Below are 15857 nucleotides of genomic sequence, written 5' to 3'. Positions count from 1 at the left end.
TGTCGCACGGGCGAGCGGTGAAGCGGCGGGCGTCGTGCTTACGATCCATCGGCGTCGAAAGCGGCTTTCAGCCATTCGACGCCGTCCTCGTCGAGGTCGGCGAGCAGCGCCGCGTCGAAACGGCATGGCCGTCCGGCATGACGACGGCCGGCGCCGGCCAGCCACCACCGCGCGGCGAGGATGACGCGTCGCTGCTTGGCCGGCGTGATGCTGGCTGCGGCGCCGCCAAAGCGAGCGTTCGTGCGCAGCCGCACTTCGACGAACACGACGATGCCATGGTCGAGGCACACGAGATCGATCTCGCCGCCCCGGCAGCGCACGTTGCGCGCCAGCACGATGAGCCCCCGACGCGCGAGGAAGCGTTCGGCGAGCGCTTCGGCCGCCGCTCCCGACGCTTGCTTCCGGGTCGTGGAGGCGCCGACAATGGCGCCTTCCTTCACATTCCGGTCACCCTTCATGGCTCACGGCTCCTCGCCCCTTTCCAGTACGCCGTCATTGTATGTGGTGGCGACGCCGCTCGGGAACCTGCAGGACATCAGCGCGCGTGCGCAAGCGGTGCTGGCGGGCGTGGGGGTCATCGCGGCCGAGGACACGCGCCACAGCCAGCGCCTGCTCGATGCGCTCGGCATCGCAACGCGGCTCGTCGCGCTGCACGAGCATAACGAGCAGGCGGCCGCCGGGCAGGTGATCCGCATGCTGCAGGCGGGGCAGCACGTCGCGTTGATCAGCGACGCCGGCACGCCCGCGATCTCCGACCCCGGGGCGCGCGCGGTCGCGCGAGTGCGCGAGGCGGGCTTCCCGGTGGTGCCCATTCCCGGCCCGTGCGCCGCGATCGCCGCGCTGTCGGCAGCCGGCTTTGTCGATAACGGCTTCCATTTCGTCGGCTTCCTGCCGCCGAAGTCCGCCGCGCGCCGCGCTGACATCGACGCGCTGCGCGCCGTCGCGGTGCCGCTGGTGTTCTACGAGTCGCCACACCGCATCGCCGAGTGCGTCGCGGACCTCGCGGCAGTGCTCGAAGCGGAGCGCGAGATCGTGATTGCGCGCGAACTGACGAAGCTGTTCGAGCAGATCGTGCGGGTGCCGCTCGGCGACGCGGCGGCATGGCTTGCCGAGGACCCGAACCGGGTGCGCGGCGAATTCGTGCTGGTGGTGTCCGGCGCGCCCGTGCGCGAAGGGCTGGACCTGCAGGCCGAGCGCGTGCTGGCGCTGCTGATCGCGGAGCTGCCGGTGAAGACTGCCGCACGGCTCGCAGCGGACATCACCGGTGCGTCGAAGAATGCGCTCTATGCGCGGGCGCTGGAACTCAGGGGAGGCTGAGCCGCGCCTATACTTGCCGGCGCCGCATCCCGAACCGTTCCGGTTTCCAGACTCCGAATTTCCCTATCCGGGCTTCTCTTTCGAATCGACGATCATGCAGACGATTTCCCTGATCCGCCCCGACGACTGGCATCTGCACGTGCGCGACGGCGCAGCGCTGGCGACCGTCGTGCCGCACACCGCTCGCCGTTTCGGTCGCGCGCTGATCATGCCGAACCTGCGCCCGCCGGTGACGACTGCCGCGCAGGCACTCGAATACCGCGCCCGCATCCTCGCCGCGGTGCCGCCCGGCCAGCACTTCGAGCCGCTGATGAGCCTGTACCTCACCGACAACACCTCGCCCGATGAAATCGACCGCGCGAAGGCGAGCGGCGCGGTCGTCGCCGTCAAGCTGTATCCGGCCGGTGCGACGACGAACTCCGACGCGGGCGTGACCGCCATCGAAAAAGTCCACGCCGTGCTCGAGCGCATGGAAAAGCTCGGCATGGTGCTGTGCGTGCATGGCGAAGTCACACACGGCGACGTGGATGTGTTCGACCGCGAGCAGGTGTTCATCGAGCAGGTCCTGGCGCCGCTGGTGGCGCGCTTTCCCGCTCTGCGCGTCGTCTTCGAGCACATCACGACCGCCGAGGCAGCGCGCTTCGTGCAGGACGCCGGACCGAACGTCGCGGCGACCGTGACGGCACATCACCTGCTGCTCAACCGCAACGCGATTTTCGCTGGCGGCATCCGCCCGCATCATTACTGCCTGCCGGTGCTCAAGCGCGAAACCCACCGCCGCGCGCTGGTTGAAGCGGCGACGTCGGGCAACGCGAAATTCTTCCTCGGCACCGACTCCGCGCCGCATTCGCGCGCCGCGAAAGAGACCGCCTGCGGCTGCGCAGGCTGCTACACCGCGCACGCCGCGATCGAGCTGTACGCCGAGGCCTTCGAGCAGGCCGGAGCGCTCGACCGGCTCGAGGCTTTCGCGAGCCTGAACGGGCCGGCGTTCTACGGCCTTGCGCCGAACGCCGAGCGGATCACGCTGGCGAAAGACGCGTGGGAAGTGCCGGGCGAATACGAATACCTGCACGACGACCCGCTGGTGCCGCTGCGTGCCGGCGAAACAGTCGCTTGGCGCGTGCTCTGACAGGACCTCGCGATGAGCCCGTCCGTCGTGCTGCGAGCCCTTGTCGCCGCCGGTACGCTGCCGGGGCCGCTTGCCGGCACGTTCGAACTGCAGGAAGGCGCTGCCGCTTTTATCCCCGCGGTGCAGTGAGCGCGCGCGTATAATCGCCGCGGGAAGTTCGCCAGGCAGTCGCTGCGTGCACTTGTGTGCGTGGAGGAAAGTCCGGGCCCCGCAGAGCAGGATGCCGGCTAACGGCCGGGCGTCGTGAGGCGACGGAAAGTGCAACAGAAAGCAAACCGCCGATGGCTCCGCGAGGAGATCAGGCAAGGGTGAAATGGTGCGCAGCGCGCGTCGAGCGTCGTTGCGGACGGGGTGCAAGCCTCGTCGGGTAAGAGCCCACCGCAGGACTGGCGACAGGACTGGCACGGCAAACCCCATCCGGGGCAAGGCCAAATAGGGGAGCAATGGCGTGGCTCGCGCTGTTCCCGGGTAGGCTGCTTGAGCGCCGCGGCAACGCGGCGCCCAGAGGAATGACTGCCCGGTGCCTGTGATGCGAGTCGCAGGCGCTCGACAGAACCCGGCTTATCGGCGAACTTCCCATCCCTTCGGGCAAGTACCTTGTCATCCCCGTTAAGGGGTAGCCCTACATCGGGTAATTCCTACCTGCATTTTATCCATTATTCATTGAAATCCGTTATAGGCCTTGATTTTTCAGGGTTTATACGGAGTCTTCATATTTTCCATAAGTCATTGTGTCGCAACGGAAAAGTCCGTTCTCGCGGCTTGACCGGGGTTTACCTTTCCTCTAGAGTGGGAACCGGTGGGGATTGGTGGGTCAAAGTGTCATACGACGTTTCACTCGAAGAAGAATTGCGGGGGATGAATGTTCCAGGGAGCCATTGCGCTCAGTCTCGATGCGAAGGGTCGCCTCGCGATTCCGGCTCGGCACCGTGACGCACTCGTCCCTGACGGCGCGCCCCTGGTGATCACCGCCCACCCCCACAAGTGCCTGCTCGTTTATCCGCTGTCGGCATGGGAACCGATTCGCGACCGGATTGCGGCGATGCCCGGCTTCGATCCGCGCACCTCTGCATTCAAGCGCTTGCTGGTCGGTTTTGCCCAGGAGGAAGGCCTCGATGCCGCCGGGCGGGTGCTGCTCGCCGGATCGCTGCGGCAATGGGCGCAACTCGAAAAGCAGGTCTGGCTGGTCGGTCAGGGAGCGCATTTCGAGCTTTGGTCCGATGCGGGCTGGCAGGCGCAGCAGGAGGCGATGCTGGCGCTGACGGGCGACGCGCTACCCCCCGGATTCGAGAGCCTGGCGCTGTGAGTGCCGCTCCGCAACATGTCACCGTGCTGCTCGCGGAGGCCGTCGAGGCGTTGGCGATCAGGCCGGGCGGCGTCTATGTCGATGGCACGTTCGGCCGGGGCGGCCACAGCAGGGCAATTCTTGCGAAGCTCGATGCCGACGGACGGCTGATCGCGTTCGATCGCGATCCGCGCGCGATCGAGGTCGCCCGCGCGTTGCCCGATCCGCGACTGACCGCCGTCCACGCGCCGTTCAGCGCGTTCGCCGAGGAGCTTGACCGGCTCGGGCTGGAACACGTCGACGGTGTATTGCTCGATCTGGGCGTGTCGTCGCCGCAGCTCGACGAGGCGGCGCGGGGCATGAGTTTTCGTTTCGACGCGCCGCTGGACATGCGGATGGATACGAGCCGCGGGCAGACCGTGGCGCAATGGCTGGCCGATGCATCGGTCGCGCAAATCACCGAGGTGCTGAGGGATTATGGGGAAGAACGGTTTGCTTATGCGATTGCAAAGGCGATTGCAGCTGCTCGGGCAGGGGGGGCTGTCGCAAGCACTCGACAGCTTGCCGAGATCGTGGAAAAAGCGGTCCGTACACGCGAGCCGGGGCAGCACCCGGCGACGCGCAGCTTTCAAGCTCTACGGATTTTCATCAATCAGGAGCTCGAAGAGCTGTCGCTAGTGCTGCCGGCTGCGGTCGAGCGGCTCAAGCCCGGCGGCCGGCTGGTGGCGATCAGTTTCCACTCGCTCGAAGACCGCATCGTCAAGCGCTTCATGCGGGATGAATCGCGTCCGCCGCAGCTGCCGTCGCGTCTGCCGCTGCGAGCGGCCGAGCTGCCGCAGCCGCGCCTGCGGCTCGTCGGCAAGAGCCAGCGGCCGGGGCCGGGCGAAGTCGCGGCCAACCCGCGCTCGCGCAGCGCAGTGATGCGCGTCGCCGAGCGGACCGGGGGCGCGGCATGATTCGCGTGGACGCCTTTCTGGTCGCGCTCGTCGTGAGCAGCGCGCTCGGGGTGGTCGCATCCCAGCATCAGGCGCGCAAGCTGTTCTCGGAGCTCGAGCGGGAACATGCGCGCGCCCAGGGCCTGGAAGTCGAGTGGGGGCAACTGCAGCTCGAACAAAGCACTTGGGCCGCGCACGCGCGGGTCGAGAAGATCGCGCGCGAACGGATCGGCATGCGTCCTCCTGCACCGGGACAGGTGCTCACGGTGGGGGGAGGGCACGAGTCCGCCGACCCAGGGCTGCCGAAGTGAGGACGTACGCATGAGGAAACAGCGTCCGTTGCCCTTCAACCACAATCCGCTGCTGAAGAATGGCCTTCCGGCCTGGCGTTCGCGGCTGGTGATGTCCTGCCTTCTCGCCTGCCTGTTGGCGCTGGTCGGGCGTGCGCTGTATCTGCAGGGGTTCAACAACGAGTTCCTGCAGGCGAAGGGTGAATCGCGCTACGCCCGCGCGATCGAGGTGCCGGCGACGCGGGGCCGCGTCATCGACCGCCATGGCGACGTGCTGGCGATCAGCACGCCGGTGCGCTCGATCTGGGCGATTCCGTCGGATGCGCGGCTGTCGCCGGCCGACGCGCGCAAGCTCGCCGAGCTGCTCGAGACGAGTGTGGATGAGCTGAACGGACGGCTCGCGACCAGTCACGACTTCGTCTACCTGAAGCGCCAGTTGCCGCCCGAACTGGCGCAGGAAGTGGCCGCGCTGAAGCTTCCCGGCATCCACCAGCAGCAGGAATACCGACGCTACTACCCGGGCGGCGAAGTGATGGCGCATGTGCTCGGTTTCACCGGTGTCGACGACAAGGGCCAGGAAGGCGTCGAGCTCGCGTTCGACAAGCTGCTGACCGGCACGCCGGGAGCGCGGCGGGTCATCCGCGACCGGCGCGGCCAGGTCGTCGAGGATGTCGAGGCGATCCGTCCGCCGCACGACGGCCAGGACCTCGTGCTGGCGATGGACGCCAAGATCCAGTATCTCGCCCACTCTGCGCTGAACCAGGCGATGCAGACGCACAAGGCCAAGGCGGGCGCCGCGGTGGTGCTCGACGTGCGCACCGGCGAAGTGCTGGCGCTGGTCAATGCGCCGACCTACAACCCGAACAACCGTACCAACCTCAGCGGTGCGCAATTGCGCAACCGCGTGTTCACGGACACATACGAGCCCGGCTCGACGATGAAGCCTTTCATCGTCGGACTCGCACTCGATCGCGGCAAGGTCGAGCCGACCACCGTCATCGACACCACGCCGGGGCGAGTGTCGATCGGGCGGTCGACGATTTCCGACTCGCACCGGCACGGCCCGCTGACCGTCGCGGAAGTGATCCAGAAATCGTCGAACGTCGGCACCGTCAAAATGGCGATGAACCTCGCGCCGGAGGAAATGTGGCGCATGTTCAACGAGCTCGGTTTCGGCGCTCCGCTCGATCTCGGGTTTCCCGGCGAAGCGAGCGGACGGCTGCGTCCGGTGAAGACGTGGAAGCCGATCGAGCAGGCGACGATGTCGTTCGGCCACGGGATATCCGTCAGCCTCATCCAGATGGCGCATGCCTATCTCGCGTTCGCGCGCGACGGCGAACTGCTGCCGCTTTCGCTGACGCGCGTCGACACCCCTCTGGCTGCCGGCAAACGCGTGTATTCGGTCGACACGGCGCGCGAGATGCGTTACATGCTCGAACTCGCGGCTGGCCCCGGAGGCACCGCGCCGCGCGCGCAGATCCGCGGCTACCGCGTGGCCGGCAAGACCGGCACGGCGCACAAGCTCGAAGGCGGGCGATACGCGAACAAATATGTATCGTCCTTTGTCGGCTTCGCCCCGGCGTCCGATCCGCGAATTATCGTAGCGGTGATGATCGATGAACCTTCTGCCGGTCAATATTTTGGCGGGACGGTCGCGGCGCCGATTTTCGCGCAGATCACCGAAGGGGCGTTGCGAGTTCTGGGCGTGGCGCCGGATGCGCCGCTCGTTCCGCTGCAGGTCGCCGGCAAGGCGGAACAGGCACGAACTGCACGGGGGGGCATGTGAGCGCCGCCCGCGCCCGTGAAATCCTCGAACGGCTGCGGCTGTCCGGTGTCGTCGCGCACGGCATCACCGCCGACTCGCGTCGCCTGCAACCCGGCGAGCTGTTTGCCGCGTGGCCCGGATTCGCAGCTGACGGCCGGCGCTACGTTGCCGCCGCGATCGAGCGCGGCGCTGCCGCGGTGCTGTGGGACGACAGCGACGGCATGCGGCTCGAAGCGCTGTCGGTGCCGGCCCTGCCGGTGTCGGGCCTGCGCAGCCTCGGCGGCTTCCTCGCGCACGAGATCCACGGCTGTCCGTCGAGCAAGCTGTGGGTCGCCGGGGTGACGGGGACCAACGGCAAGACGACAGTGAGCCAGTGGCTCGCCGCCGCGCTCGCCGGGCTCGGCCTGCGCTGCGGCGTCATCGGCACGCTGGGCTGCGGTTTCCCCGGCGAGCTCGTCGATAGCGGCAACACGACGCCCGACGCGCTCGAAGTGCACCGCATGCTCGCCGCGTTCGTCGCGGAGAGTGCCGGCGCGGCAGCGATGGAAGTGTCCTCGATCGGGCTCGACCAGGAGCGCGTCAATGGCGTCGAGTTCGACGTCGCGGTGTTTACGAACCTGACCCGCGATCATCTCGATTACCACAGCAGCATGGAAAGCTATGCCGTTGCCAAGGCGCGGCTGTTCGACCTGCCGGGCATCGGTGCTGCGGTGATCAATTTCGACGACGACTTCGGCCTCGCCCAGGCGCGGCGGCTCGCGGCGAGCGGCATGCCGGTGATCGGCTATACGCGCTTCGTCGAGCGTGCCGACGCGGTGCCGGGCGCGCGCGTGCTGGTCGCCGCGAGTGAGCAGAACGTTCCGTCGGGCCTGCGCTTCGTGCTTGGCTGGGACGGCGGGCACCACACAGTGCAGGTGCGCATGGTCGCACCATTCAATGTCTCGAACCTGATGGCGGTGATCGGATCGCTGCTGGTTCGCGATGTGCCGATGGACGATATCGTGCGGAGCGTGTCGCGGCTGACGCCGCCTGCCGGGCGCATGCAGCTGGTGGGCGGCGTCGGCGAGCCGCTGGTGGTCATCGACTACGCGCACTCGCCCGACGCGCTCGCCCAGGTGCTCGAAGCGGTGCGCAGCACGGCGCAGGGGCGGGGCGGGCGCCTGGTGTGCGTGTTCGGCTGCGGGGGTGACCGCGACGCGGGCAAGCGGCCGATGATGGGAGATGTCGCGCGCGCGCTTGCCGACCGCGTCATCGTCACCAGCGACAACCCGCGCAGCGAGGATCCGCTGAAGATCATCGACGCGATCGTGCGGGGCGCTGGTCCCAACGCCGAACGGATCGTCGATCGCGCCCAGGCGATCCGCATCGCGGTCGGCGAAGCGGGAGCCAACGACGTGATCGTGCTCGCCGGCAAGGGGCATGAGCCTTACCAGGAGGTGCTGGGCGTGCGCTTGCCGTTCTCCGACGTCGAGCAGGCGCGACTTGCGGTGCATGCATGGAATCGAAGCCAGGGAGCAGACCAATGATGACGCTGCACGAAGCGGCGCAAGCTCTGGGTGTCGTCGCGACGATGCCGGGTAATTTCAGCTCGGTGGGAACCGACAGCCGGAAGATCAAAGCCGGGCAGCTTTTCGTTGCGCTGCGCGGCGAACGCTTCGACGGGCATGAATTCGTCGTTCAGGCGGCGGCCGACGGGGCCGCAGCGGCGCTCGTCGATGCGCGATGGGCCGGCACGCAACCCGTGCCGTCGCCGTTGCCGCTGCTCGTCGTCGAGGATACGCGGCTGGCCCTCGGACGGCTCGCCGCACACTGGCGGGCGCGCTTCGAACTGCCCGTGATCGGGGTCACCGGCAGCAACGGCAAGACCACGGTCAAGGAAATGTGCACCGCGGTCCTGCGCGCGCAGGCCCGGCGCGACGGCCACGGCGCGGAAGCGGTACTGGCGACGGCCGGCAACCTGAACAACGACATCGGCCTGCCGCTGACGCTGCTCGAACTGCGCAGCAGTCACCGTGCGGCGATCGTCGAGATGGGCATGAACCGCCCCGGTGAAATCGCCTACCTCGCCGGCCTCGCGCGGCCCACCGTCGCGGTCGTGACGAATGCGCAGCGCGCGCATCTGCAGGGGATGGGCACGGTGATCGGGATCGCCCGCGAAAAGGGCGCGATCTACGAGGCGCTCGGGCCGGACGGTGTCGCAGTCATCAACGCCGACGATACGCAGGCGGGGTACTGGCGGGAGCTCAACGCGGCGCGGCGCACGCTGGTCTTTTCGCTCACGCCCCGCGCCGATGTTGCCGGCGAATGCACGCTGCGCGGCCTGGGCTCCCACCTCGTCATGACGACTCCGGCGGGGCGCATCGCCGTCGACCTGCAGGTGCCGGGCGAACACAACGCCAGGAACGCGACCGGGGCCGCTGCGGCGTGCCTCGCCGCGGGAGCGAGTCCCGAAGCGGTCGCTGAAGGACTCGCGGCCTACACGGGCACACGGGGACGGCTGCAGCGGCGGGCCGGGCCGAACGGCGCGGTGGTCCTCGACGACAGCTACAACGCGAATCCCGATTCGCTGCGCGCCGGGATCGACGTGCTCGCGGCCACTCCGGGGCAGAAGATCCTGGTCCTTGGCGACATGGGCGAAATCGGCTGGACCAGTGCGCAGGTGCACGACGAGATCGGCGGCTATGCCAAAAGCAAGGGCGTGGACGCGCTGTTCGCGCTCGGCGAAATGAGCGCGGTGGCGGCGAGCAACTTCGGCGGCGGCGGGCATCATTTCGCGAGCGTCGAAGCGCTGGTCGCGGCGCTGACGAGAAAGCTCGATGGTGACACCGTGGTGCTCGTCAAAGGCTCGCGCTTCATGCGCATGGAACGGGTGGCGGACGCCCTTGCGGCGGTGCACAATGGCGCCCCCTCAACGGAAACAAAGTAATCGATGCTGCTCGAATTCGCCCTCTGGCTGGGCCAGGACATCCGCGCCTTCAATGTGTTCGGCTACATCACGTTGCGCACGGTCATGGCCGCGATGACCGCGCTGCTGATCTCGTTCGCGTGCGGTCCGGCGGTGATCCGCTGGCTCGCGGCGAAGAAGATCGGCCAGGCGGTACGCGACGACGGGCCCAAATCCCACCTGACGAAGGCCGGCACGCCGACGATGGGCGGTGCGCTGATCATCATCGCGATCGCCGTCACGACACTGTTGTGGGGCGACCTGCGCAACCAGTACGTGTGGGTGACGCTGCTGGTGACGCTCGGTTTCGGCGCGGTGGGCTGGGTCGATGACTGGCGCAAGGTCGTGCATCGCGATCCGAAAGGGCTCGCGAGCCGCTGGAAATATCTGTGGACCTCGCTGATCGCGCTCGCCGCGGCGCTGTTCCTCGGCCTGACGGCCAACGAACCGGCGCAGACCGAGCTGATCGTGCCGTTCTTCAAGGCCGTGTCGTACCCGCTCGGGATGCTGGGCTTCGTCGCGCTGTCGTATTTCGTCATCAACGGCACGAGCCACTCGGTGAACCTCACCGACGGCCTCGACGGCCTCGCGATCATGCCGACGGTGATGGTCGCCGGCGCTCTGGCGATCTTCGCCTATGTCGCCGGCCATGCCGGGTTCTCGAAATACCTCGGCGTGCCGTACATCGCCGGCGCCGGCGAACTCGCGGTGTTCTGCGGCGCGCTGGCCGGCGCCGGGCTCGGCTTCCTGTGGTTCAACGCGTATCCGGCCGAAGTGTTCATGGGCGACGTCGGCGCGCTCGCGCTCGGCGCGGCGCTCGGCACGGTCGCGGTCGTCGTGCGGCAGGAGATCGTGCTGTTCATTATGGGCGGGCTGTTCGTCGCCGAGACACTGTCGGTGATGGTCCAGGTGCTGTATTTCAAGGCCAGCGGCGGCAAGCGCATTTTCCGCATGGCGCCGCTTCATCACCACTACGAGCTGGGCGGCTGGAAGGAAACCCAGGTCGTGGTCCGCTTCTGGATCATCACGATCATGCTGGTGCTGTTCGGCCTGTCGACGCTGAAGCTGCGATGAGCGCACTGACCGGAAAACACGTTCTGGTTCTCGGGCTGGGCGAGTCCGGGCTGGCGATGGCACGCTGGTGCGCGCTGCGCGGCGCGCGCCTGCGGGTTGCCGACAGCCGGCAGACACCTCCCGGCCTCGACACGCTGCGTGCCGATGCCCCGCTGGCCGAGATCGTCGTCGGCAACTTTGGCGCCGAGGTGCTGAGCGGTATCGACCTGGTCGCGCTCAGTCCGGGGGTCGACCCGCGTATCGGCATCGCCGCCGAAGCGCGCCACCGCGGATTGCCGCTCACCGGCGAAATGAGCCTGCTCGCCCAGGCGCTCGACGAACTCGGGGTGCGTGCGCAGACTCGCATCCTTGCGATCACCGGCACGAACGGCAAGACCACCACTACCGCGCTCACCGCGGCTCTCGCGCAAGCGGCAGGGCTGGACGCGGTGGCGGCGGGCAACATCAGCCCGGCCGCTCTCGACGTGCTGATGGACAGGCTGGCACAGGGCGCACCGCTGCCCGAATGCTGGGTGCTCGAGCTGTCGAGCTTCCAGATCGAGACGATGCATGCGCTCGATCCCGAAGCCGCGACAGTGCTCAACGTCACCGATGACCATCTCGATCGCTATGCCGGCCTCGACGAATACGCTGCCACCAAGGCCGCGATCTTCGAGGGCCGCGGCGTGCAGGTGCTCAACCGCGACGACGCACGGGTGGCGGCGATGGCCTTGCCCGGACGCTCGCTGATCCGGTTCGGCGCTTCGGCGCCGGCGGCGACGGACGACTACGGGCTCGTGGAGGTCGCCGGCGCAGCGTGGCTGGTGCGCGGCCGGGAGCGCCTGCTCGCGCTGGCCGACCTGCCTCTTGCCGGCAGGCACAACGCCGCCAATACGCTGGCCGCGCTGGCCTTGTGCGAAGGCGGCCTGGGCATCGCGCCGCAACGCCTGACAGGCGCTGTCGTCGCGTTTCGCGGCCTGCCGCACCGGGTCGAGCTGGTCGCCGAGCGCAGCGACGGCGTGCGCTTCTATGACGACTCCAAAGGTACCAACGTCGGCGCTACCGTGGCTGCGCTCGACGGGATGGACTGCCCGGTCGTGCTGATCGCCGGCGGCGACGGCAAGGGGCAGGATTTTTCGCCGCTGCGCGAAGCCGTTGTGCGCCGTGCGCGGGCGGTGGTGCTGATCGGGCGGGATGCCCCGCGCATCGAGTCCGCGCTGCAAGGGTCGGCCGTCGCGCTCGAACATGCACCCGATCTCGATGCCGCCGTCGTTCGCGCCAGCGAGCAGGCGCAGCCCGGCGACGCGGTGCTGCTGTCGCCCGCCTGCGCGAGCCTCGACATGTTCCGCAACTACGCGCATCGCGCCGAAGTGTTCATCGCCGCGGCACGGCGGCTGCCGGAGGTGCGCGCGTCATGAAGTTCGCCAGCACCTTCGCCGGTTTCTTTGCCACGCGCCGCGAAAACGGCGGCACGCAGACGAGCCGCGCCGTCGACCGCCTGATGCGCCCGGCCGATTCGCTGCGTGAACTCGATCCGTTGCTGATCTGGTCGGCGACCGGGCTCCTGCTGATCGGGCTGGTGATGGTTTATTCGTCGTCGATCGCCACTGCCGAAGGCAGCCGCTTCACCGGCCACCAGTCGCATTACTTCCTGCTGCGGCACGCGATGTTCCTGGCGGTCGGAATCGGGGCCGGCCTCGCCGCGTTCCAGCTGTCGATGCGCCAGTGGCAGCGCTTCGCGCCGTGGCTGTTCCTCATTGGCGTCATGCTCCTCGTCGTCGTGCTGATCCCGGGCGTCGGCCGCGAGGTCAACGGCGCGCAGCGCTGGCTGCCGCTCGGTCCGCTGAACCTGCAGCCGTCGGAGCTGATGAAGCTGTTCGTCGCGCTGTATGCCGCCGACTACACGGTGCGCAAGTTGCCCGACATGGGCAGTTTTCGGCGCGGCTTCCTGCCGATGGCGGCGATGATTCTGCTGGTCGGCTTCCTGCTGCTCGGCGAGCCTGATTTCGGCGCTTTCGTCGTCATCACCGCGATCGCGTTCGGCGTGCTGTTCCTCGGTGGCATCAACGTGCGGGTGTTCGCGCTGCTCGCGCTCGTCGCGGTGATCGGCTTCATGCTCCTGATCTGGCTGTCGCCGTATCGCCGCGACCGCATCTTCGGCTTCATGGACCCGTGGCAGGACGCGTTCGGCAAAGGCTATCAGCTGTCGCACGCGCTGATCGCGTTCGGCCGCGGGGAATGGTTCGGCGTGGGGCTCGGCGCGAGCGTCGAGAAGCTGTTCTATCTGCCTGAGGCGCACACGGATTTCCTCCTCGCGGTGATCGCCGAGGAGCTCGGCTTCGCCGGAGTGCTGACGGTGATCGCGCTGTTCGCGATCCTGATTCATCGCGCGCTCGTCCTGGGGCGCGAGGCGGTCAAGCTGGAACGCTATTTTTCCGGCCTCGTCGCGATGGGCATCGGGCTGTGGCTCGGTGTCCAGTCGTTCATCAACATGGGCGTCAACATGGGTTTGCTGCCGACCAAGGGTCTGACGCTGCCGCTGATGAGTTTCGGCGGCTCGGGCATCGTCGCGAACTGCCTCGCGCTGGCGATTCTGCTGCGCGTCGACTGGGAAGTGCGCCAGTTGAAGCGGGGGTGCGGAGCATGAAGACGTTGCTTGTGATGGCGGGCGGCACCGGCGGCCACATCTTCCCCGGCGTTGCCGTCGCCGAGCAATTGCGCGGGCGCGGCTGGCGCATCGTGTGGATGGGCAACCCGGACGGCATGGAAGCGCGGATCGTGCCGCAGCACGGCTACGAGACTGCGTGGGTGCACTTTGGCGCCTTGCGCGGCAAGGGCCTGCTGCGCAAGCTGCTGCTGCCGTTGAACCTGCTGCGCGGCTTCTGGCAGGCGCTCGGCGAACTGCGGCGCATCCGCCCCGATGTCGTGCTCGGCATGGGCGGTTACGTCACGTTCCCCGGCGGCATGATGGCAGCGCTGCTCGGCCGCCCGCTGGTGGTGCACGAACAGAATTCGGTCGCCGGCCTCGCCAACCGCGTGCTCGCCGGCGTCGCCGACCGCGTGCTGTCGGGTTTTCCGCATACGCTGAAGAAAGCCGGCTGGGTCGGCAATCCCGTGCGCGCCGACATCGCCGCCGTGGCGCCGCCCGACGCACGTTTTGCCGGGCGCAGCGGGCCGCTGAAGCTGCTCGTCGTTGGCGGCAGCCTCGGGGCCGCGGTGCTGAACGACACCGTGCCGAAAGCGCTCGCGCGGATTGACAAGGCGCAGCGGCCGATCGTCACGCACCAGGCCGGCGCGAAGCAGCTCGAAGCGCTGCGCGCGGCGTACGCGGAAGCCGGCGTCGAGGGCGAACTGCTGCCGTTCATCGACGACATGGCGTCCAGATATGCCGAGGCCGATCTCGTCGTCTGCCGTGCCGGAGCGCTGACGGTCGCAGAACTCGCGGCGGTCGGCGCGGCGAGCCTGCTGGTGCCGTTCCCGCACGCCGTCGACGATCACCAGACCGGAAACGCGCAGTTTCTCGCCGATCGTGGCGCCGCCTACCTGCTGCCGCAGCCGCAGCTCGATGCGGAACGGCTGGCAGGCATTATCGAGAGCCTCGCCCGCGACCACCTGCTCGACATGGCGACGAAGGCGCGGGCGCTGGCGAAGCCGCGCGCCGCCGAAGCGGTTGCACAGGTCTGCGAGGAACTCGCCGCAGGGAGAAAAAAGAAATGAAGCACAAGGTCAAGCGCATCCACTTCGTCGGCATCGGCGGCGCCGGCATGAGCGGGATCGCCGAAGTGCTGGCGAACCTTGGTTTCATGGTCAGCGGCTCGGACCTGGGCGAGAACGCCGCGACGCGGCGGCTCGCCGCGCTCGGCGTGCAGGTGAGAGTCGGCCATGCGGCCGAGAATGTCGCCGGCGCCGACGCAGTGGTGATCTCGACCGCGGTGCGCAACGACAACCCGGAAGTCGTCGCGGCGCGATCGCGCCATGTGCCAATCGTGCCGCGCGCGCAAATGCTCGCCGAACTGATGCGCCTCAAGCACGGCATCGCGATCGCCGGCACGCACGGCAAGACGACGACCACTTCGCTGGTCGCGAGCATCCTCGCCGAAGGCGGCATGGACCCGACTTTCGTCATCGGCGGCAAGCTCAATGCCGCCGGCGCGAACGCGCGGCTTGGCAAAGGGGATTTCCTCGTTGCCGAAGCCGACGAGTCCGACGCGTCCTTCCTGCTGCTGACGCCGGTGATTTCAGTCATCACGAACATCGACGCGGACCACATGGACACCTACGGGCACGACTTCGCGCGGCTCAAGCAGGCGTTCGTCGACTTCCTGCAGCACCTGCCGTTCTACGGCGTCGCGGTGCTGTGCGAGGACGACCCGCACGTGCGCTCGATCATGCCGCTGGTGTCGAAGCAGGTCGTGCGCTACGGCCTGTCCGAGAGCGCCAACATCCGCGCCGAGAACGTCCGTGCCGAAGGCGGGCGGATGCTGTTCGACGTCGTGCGTACCAACGGCTCGGTGAGCCGGCTGCCGATCGAACTGAACCTGCCCGGCGTGCATAACGTGCTGAACGCGCTGGCGGCGATCGCGGTGGCGACCGAAGTGCAGGTGCCGGACGCGGCGATCATCAAGGCGCTGGCCGAATTCCGCGGCGTTGGACGGCGCTTTCAGCGCTATGGCGAGGTGGCGCTGCGCGACGCCGAAGGTACGCCGCAAGGTAGCTGCACGCTGATCGACGACTACGGCCACCACCCGGTCGAGATGGCGGCGACGCTCGCCGCGGCGCGCGGGGCCTTCCCAGGCCGGCGGCTGGTCCTCGCTTTCCAGCCGCACCGCTACACGCGCACGCGCGACTGCTTCGAGGACTTCGTCAAAGTGCTGTCGACGGTCGATGCGCTGTTGCTCGCTGAAGTCTATGCCGCGGGCGAAGCGCCGGTCGTCGCCGCCGACGGGCGTTCGCTCGCGCGGGCGATCCGCGTCGCGGGCAAGGTCGAGCCGGTGTTCGTCGAGGACATCGACGAGATGCCGGCGACGGTCCTCGCGGCAGTCCGGGACGGTGACGTGGTGATCACGATGGGGGCGGGCTCGATCGGCGCGGTGCCCGGCAAACTGGCAAGCAGCGAGGAACTGGTGTGAGGGGCAACGG

General features: G+C 68.1%; 14 protein-coding genes and 1 other RNA gene. 14 read left to right on the top strand and 1 reads right to left on the bottom strand.

Going from position 1 to position 15857, the window contains the following annotated elements; translation table 11 throughout:
* Positions 1-38 precede the first annotated feature (38 nt).
* Positions 39-458 carry a YraN family protein gene (locus EBN1_RS04150; protein WP_041645727.1) on the bottom strand — a complete coding sequence of 140 codons (420 nt, stop codon included), beginning with the start codon at positions 456-458 and terminating at the stop codon, positions 39-41.
* On the opposite strand from EBN1_RS04150, the gene rsmI reads away from it, so the two are divergent.
* The 14 genes from rsmI (at position 457) to murC (ending at position 15847) form a co-directional block, all read left to right on the top strand.
* Positions 457-1317: a 16S rRNA (cytidine(1402)-2'-O)-methyltransferase gene (rsmI, locus tag EBN1_RS04145; RefSeq protein WP_083782930.1), complete on the top strand. Its 861-nt coding sequence runs from the start codon at positions 457-459 to the stop codon at positions 1315-1317. The two genes, EBN1_RS04150 and rsmI, sit on opposite strands and share 2 nt — an antisense overlap.
* A 94-nt stretch (positions 1318-1411) precedes the next feature.
* The gene (gene pyrC / locus EBN1_RS04140) at positions 1412-2446 is read left to right on the top strand and encodes a dihydroorotase (RefSeq protein ID WP_011236652.1); all 1035 of its coding nucleotides are present in this window, start codon (positions 1412-1414) and stop codon (positions 2444-2446) included.
* A 152-nt stretch (positions 2447-2598) separates the two neighbouring features.
* Positions 2599-3026, top strand: an RNA gene (gene rnpB, locus EBN1_RS04135) — RNase P RNA component class A.
* Positions 3027-3308: 282 nt separating this feature from the next.
* Positions 3309-3752 (top strand): division/cell wall cluster transcriptional repressor MraZ, encoded by a 444-nt coding sequence (gene mraZ, locus EBN1_RS04130; protein ID WP_011236651.1) that lies wholly within the window; start codon positions 3309-3311, stop codon positions 3750-3752.
* Entirely contained in the window at positions 3749-4687 is a 939-nt protein-coding gene (gene rsmH, locus EBN1_RS04125) for a 16S rRNA (cytosine(1402)-N(4))-methyltransferase RsmH (protein ID WP_011236650.1), read from the top strand. Before mraZ ends, rsmH begins: the two co-directional genes overlap by 4 nt.
* On the top strand, positions 4684-4977 hold the full coding sequence (ftsL, locus tag EBN1_RS04120; RefSeq protein ID WP_049780171.1) for a cell division protein FtsL: 294 nt from the start codon (positions 4684-4686) through the stop codon (positions 4975-4977). The genes rsmH and ftsL overlap by 4 nt, the downstream gene beginning before the upstream one ends.
* A 10-nt stretch (positions 4978-4987) precedes the next feature.
* Positions 4988-6742: a peptidoglycan D,D-transpeptidase FtsI family protein gene (locus tag EBN1_RS04115; RefSeq protein ID WP_011236649.1), complete on the top strand. Its 1755-nt coding sequence runs from the start codon at positions 4988-4990 to the stop codon at positions 6740-6742.
* Positions 6739-8247 carry a UDP-N-acetylmuramoyl-L-alanyl-D-glutamate--2,6-diaminopimelate ligase gene (locus EBN1_RS04110; protein WP_011236648.1) on the top strand — a complete coding sequence of 503 codons (1509 nt, stop codon included), beginning with the start codon at positions 6739-6741 and terminating at the stop codon, positions 8245-8247. The genes EBN1_RS04115 and EBN1_RS04110 overlap by 4 nt, the downstream gene beginning before the upstream one ends.
* Complete coding sequence (locus EBN1_RS04105; RefSeq protein WP_041645722.1) at positions 8244-9647, top strand: UDP-N-acetylmuramoyl-tripeptide--D-alanyl-D-alanine ligase; 1404 nt, start codon at positions 8244-8246, stop codon at positions 9645-9647. Before EBN1_RS04110 ends, EBN1_RS04105 begins: the two co-directional genes overlap by 4 nt.
* Before the next feature lie 3 nt (positions 9648-9650).
* Positions 9651-10739 (top strand): phospho-N-acetylmuramoyl-pentapeptide-transferase, encoded by a 1089-nt coding sequence (gene mraY, locus EBN1_RS04100; RefSeq protein ID WP_011236646.1) that lies wholly within the window; start codon positions 9651-9653, stop codon positions 10737-10739.
* Positions 10736-12136 (top strand): UDP-N-acetylmuramoyl-L-alanine--D-glutamate ligase, encoded by a 1401-nt coding sequence (gene murD, locus EBN1_RS04095; protein ID WP_011236645.1) that lies wholly within the window; start codon positions 10736-10738, stop codon positions 12134-12136. Before mraY ends, murD begins: the two co-directional genes overlap by 4 nt.
* Positions 12133-13365, top strand: a complete 1233-nt coding sequence (gene ftsW / locus EBN1_RS04090; protein ID WP_011236644.1) for a putative lipid II flippase FtsW — start codon at positions 12133-12135, stop codon at positions 13363-13365. The genes murD and ftsW overlap by 4 nt, the downstream gene beginning before the upstream one ends.
* A complete protein-coding gene (murG, locus tag EBN1_RS04085) occupies positions 13362-14435 on the top strand; it encodes an undecaprenyldiphospho-muramoylpentapeptide beta-N-acetylglucosaminyltransferase (RefSeq protein ID WP_011236643.1) in 1074 nt (357 codons plus the stop codon). The genes ftsW and murG overlap by 4 nt, the downstream gene beginning before the upstream one ends.
* The gene (gene murC / locus EBN1_RS04080) at positions 14432-15847 is read left to right on the top strand and encodes a UDP-N-acetylmuramate--L-alanine ligase (protein WP_011236642.1); all 1416 of its coding nucleotides are present in this window, start codon (positions 14432-14434) and stop codon (positions 15845-15847) included. The genes murG and murC overlap by 4 nt, the downstream gene beginning before the upstream one ends.
* Positions 15848-15857 lie beyond the last annotated feature (10 nt).

This window comes from Aromatoleum aromaticum EbN1 (genome assembly GCF_000025965.1).
In the GTDB taxonomy this organism is placed as follows: Bacteria; Pseudomonadota; Gammaproteobacteria; order Burkholderiales; family Rhodocyclaceae; genus Aromatoleum; species Aromatoleum aromaticum.
Note: the sequence above shows the minus strand (reverse complement) of the source record. Positions and strands in the feature narration are given on the sequence as shown.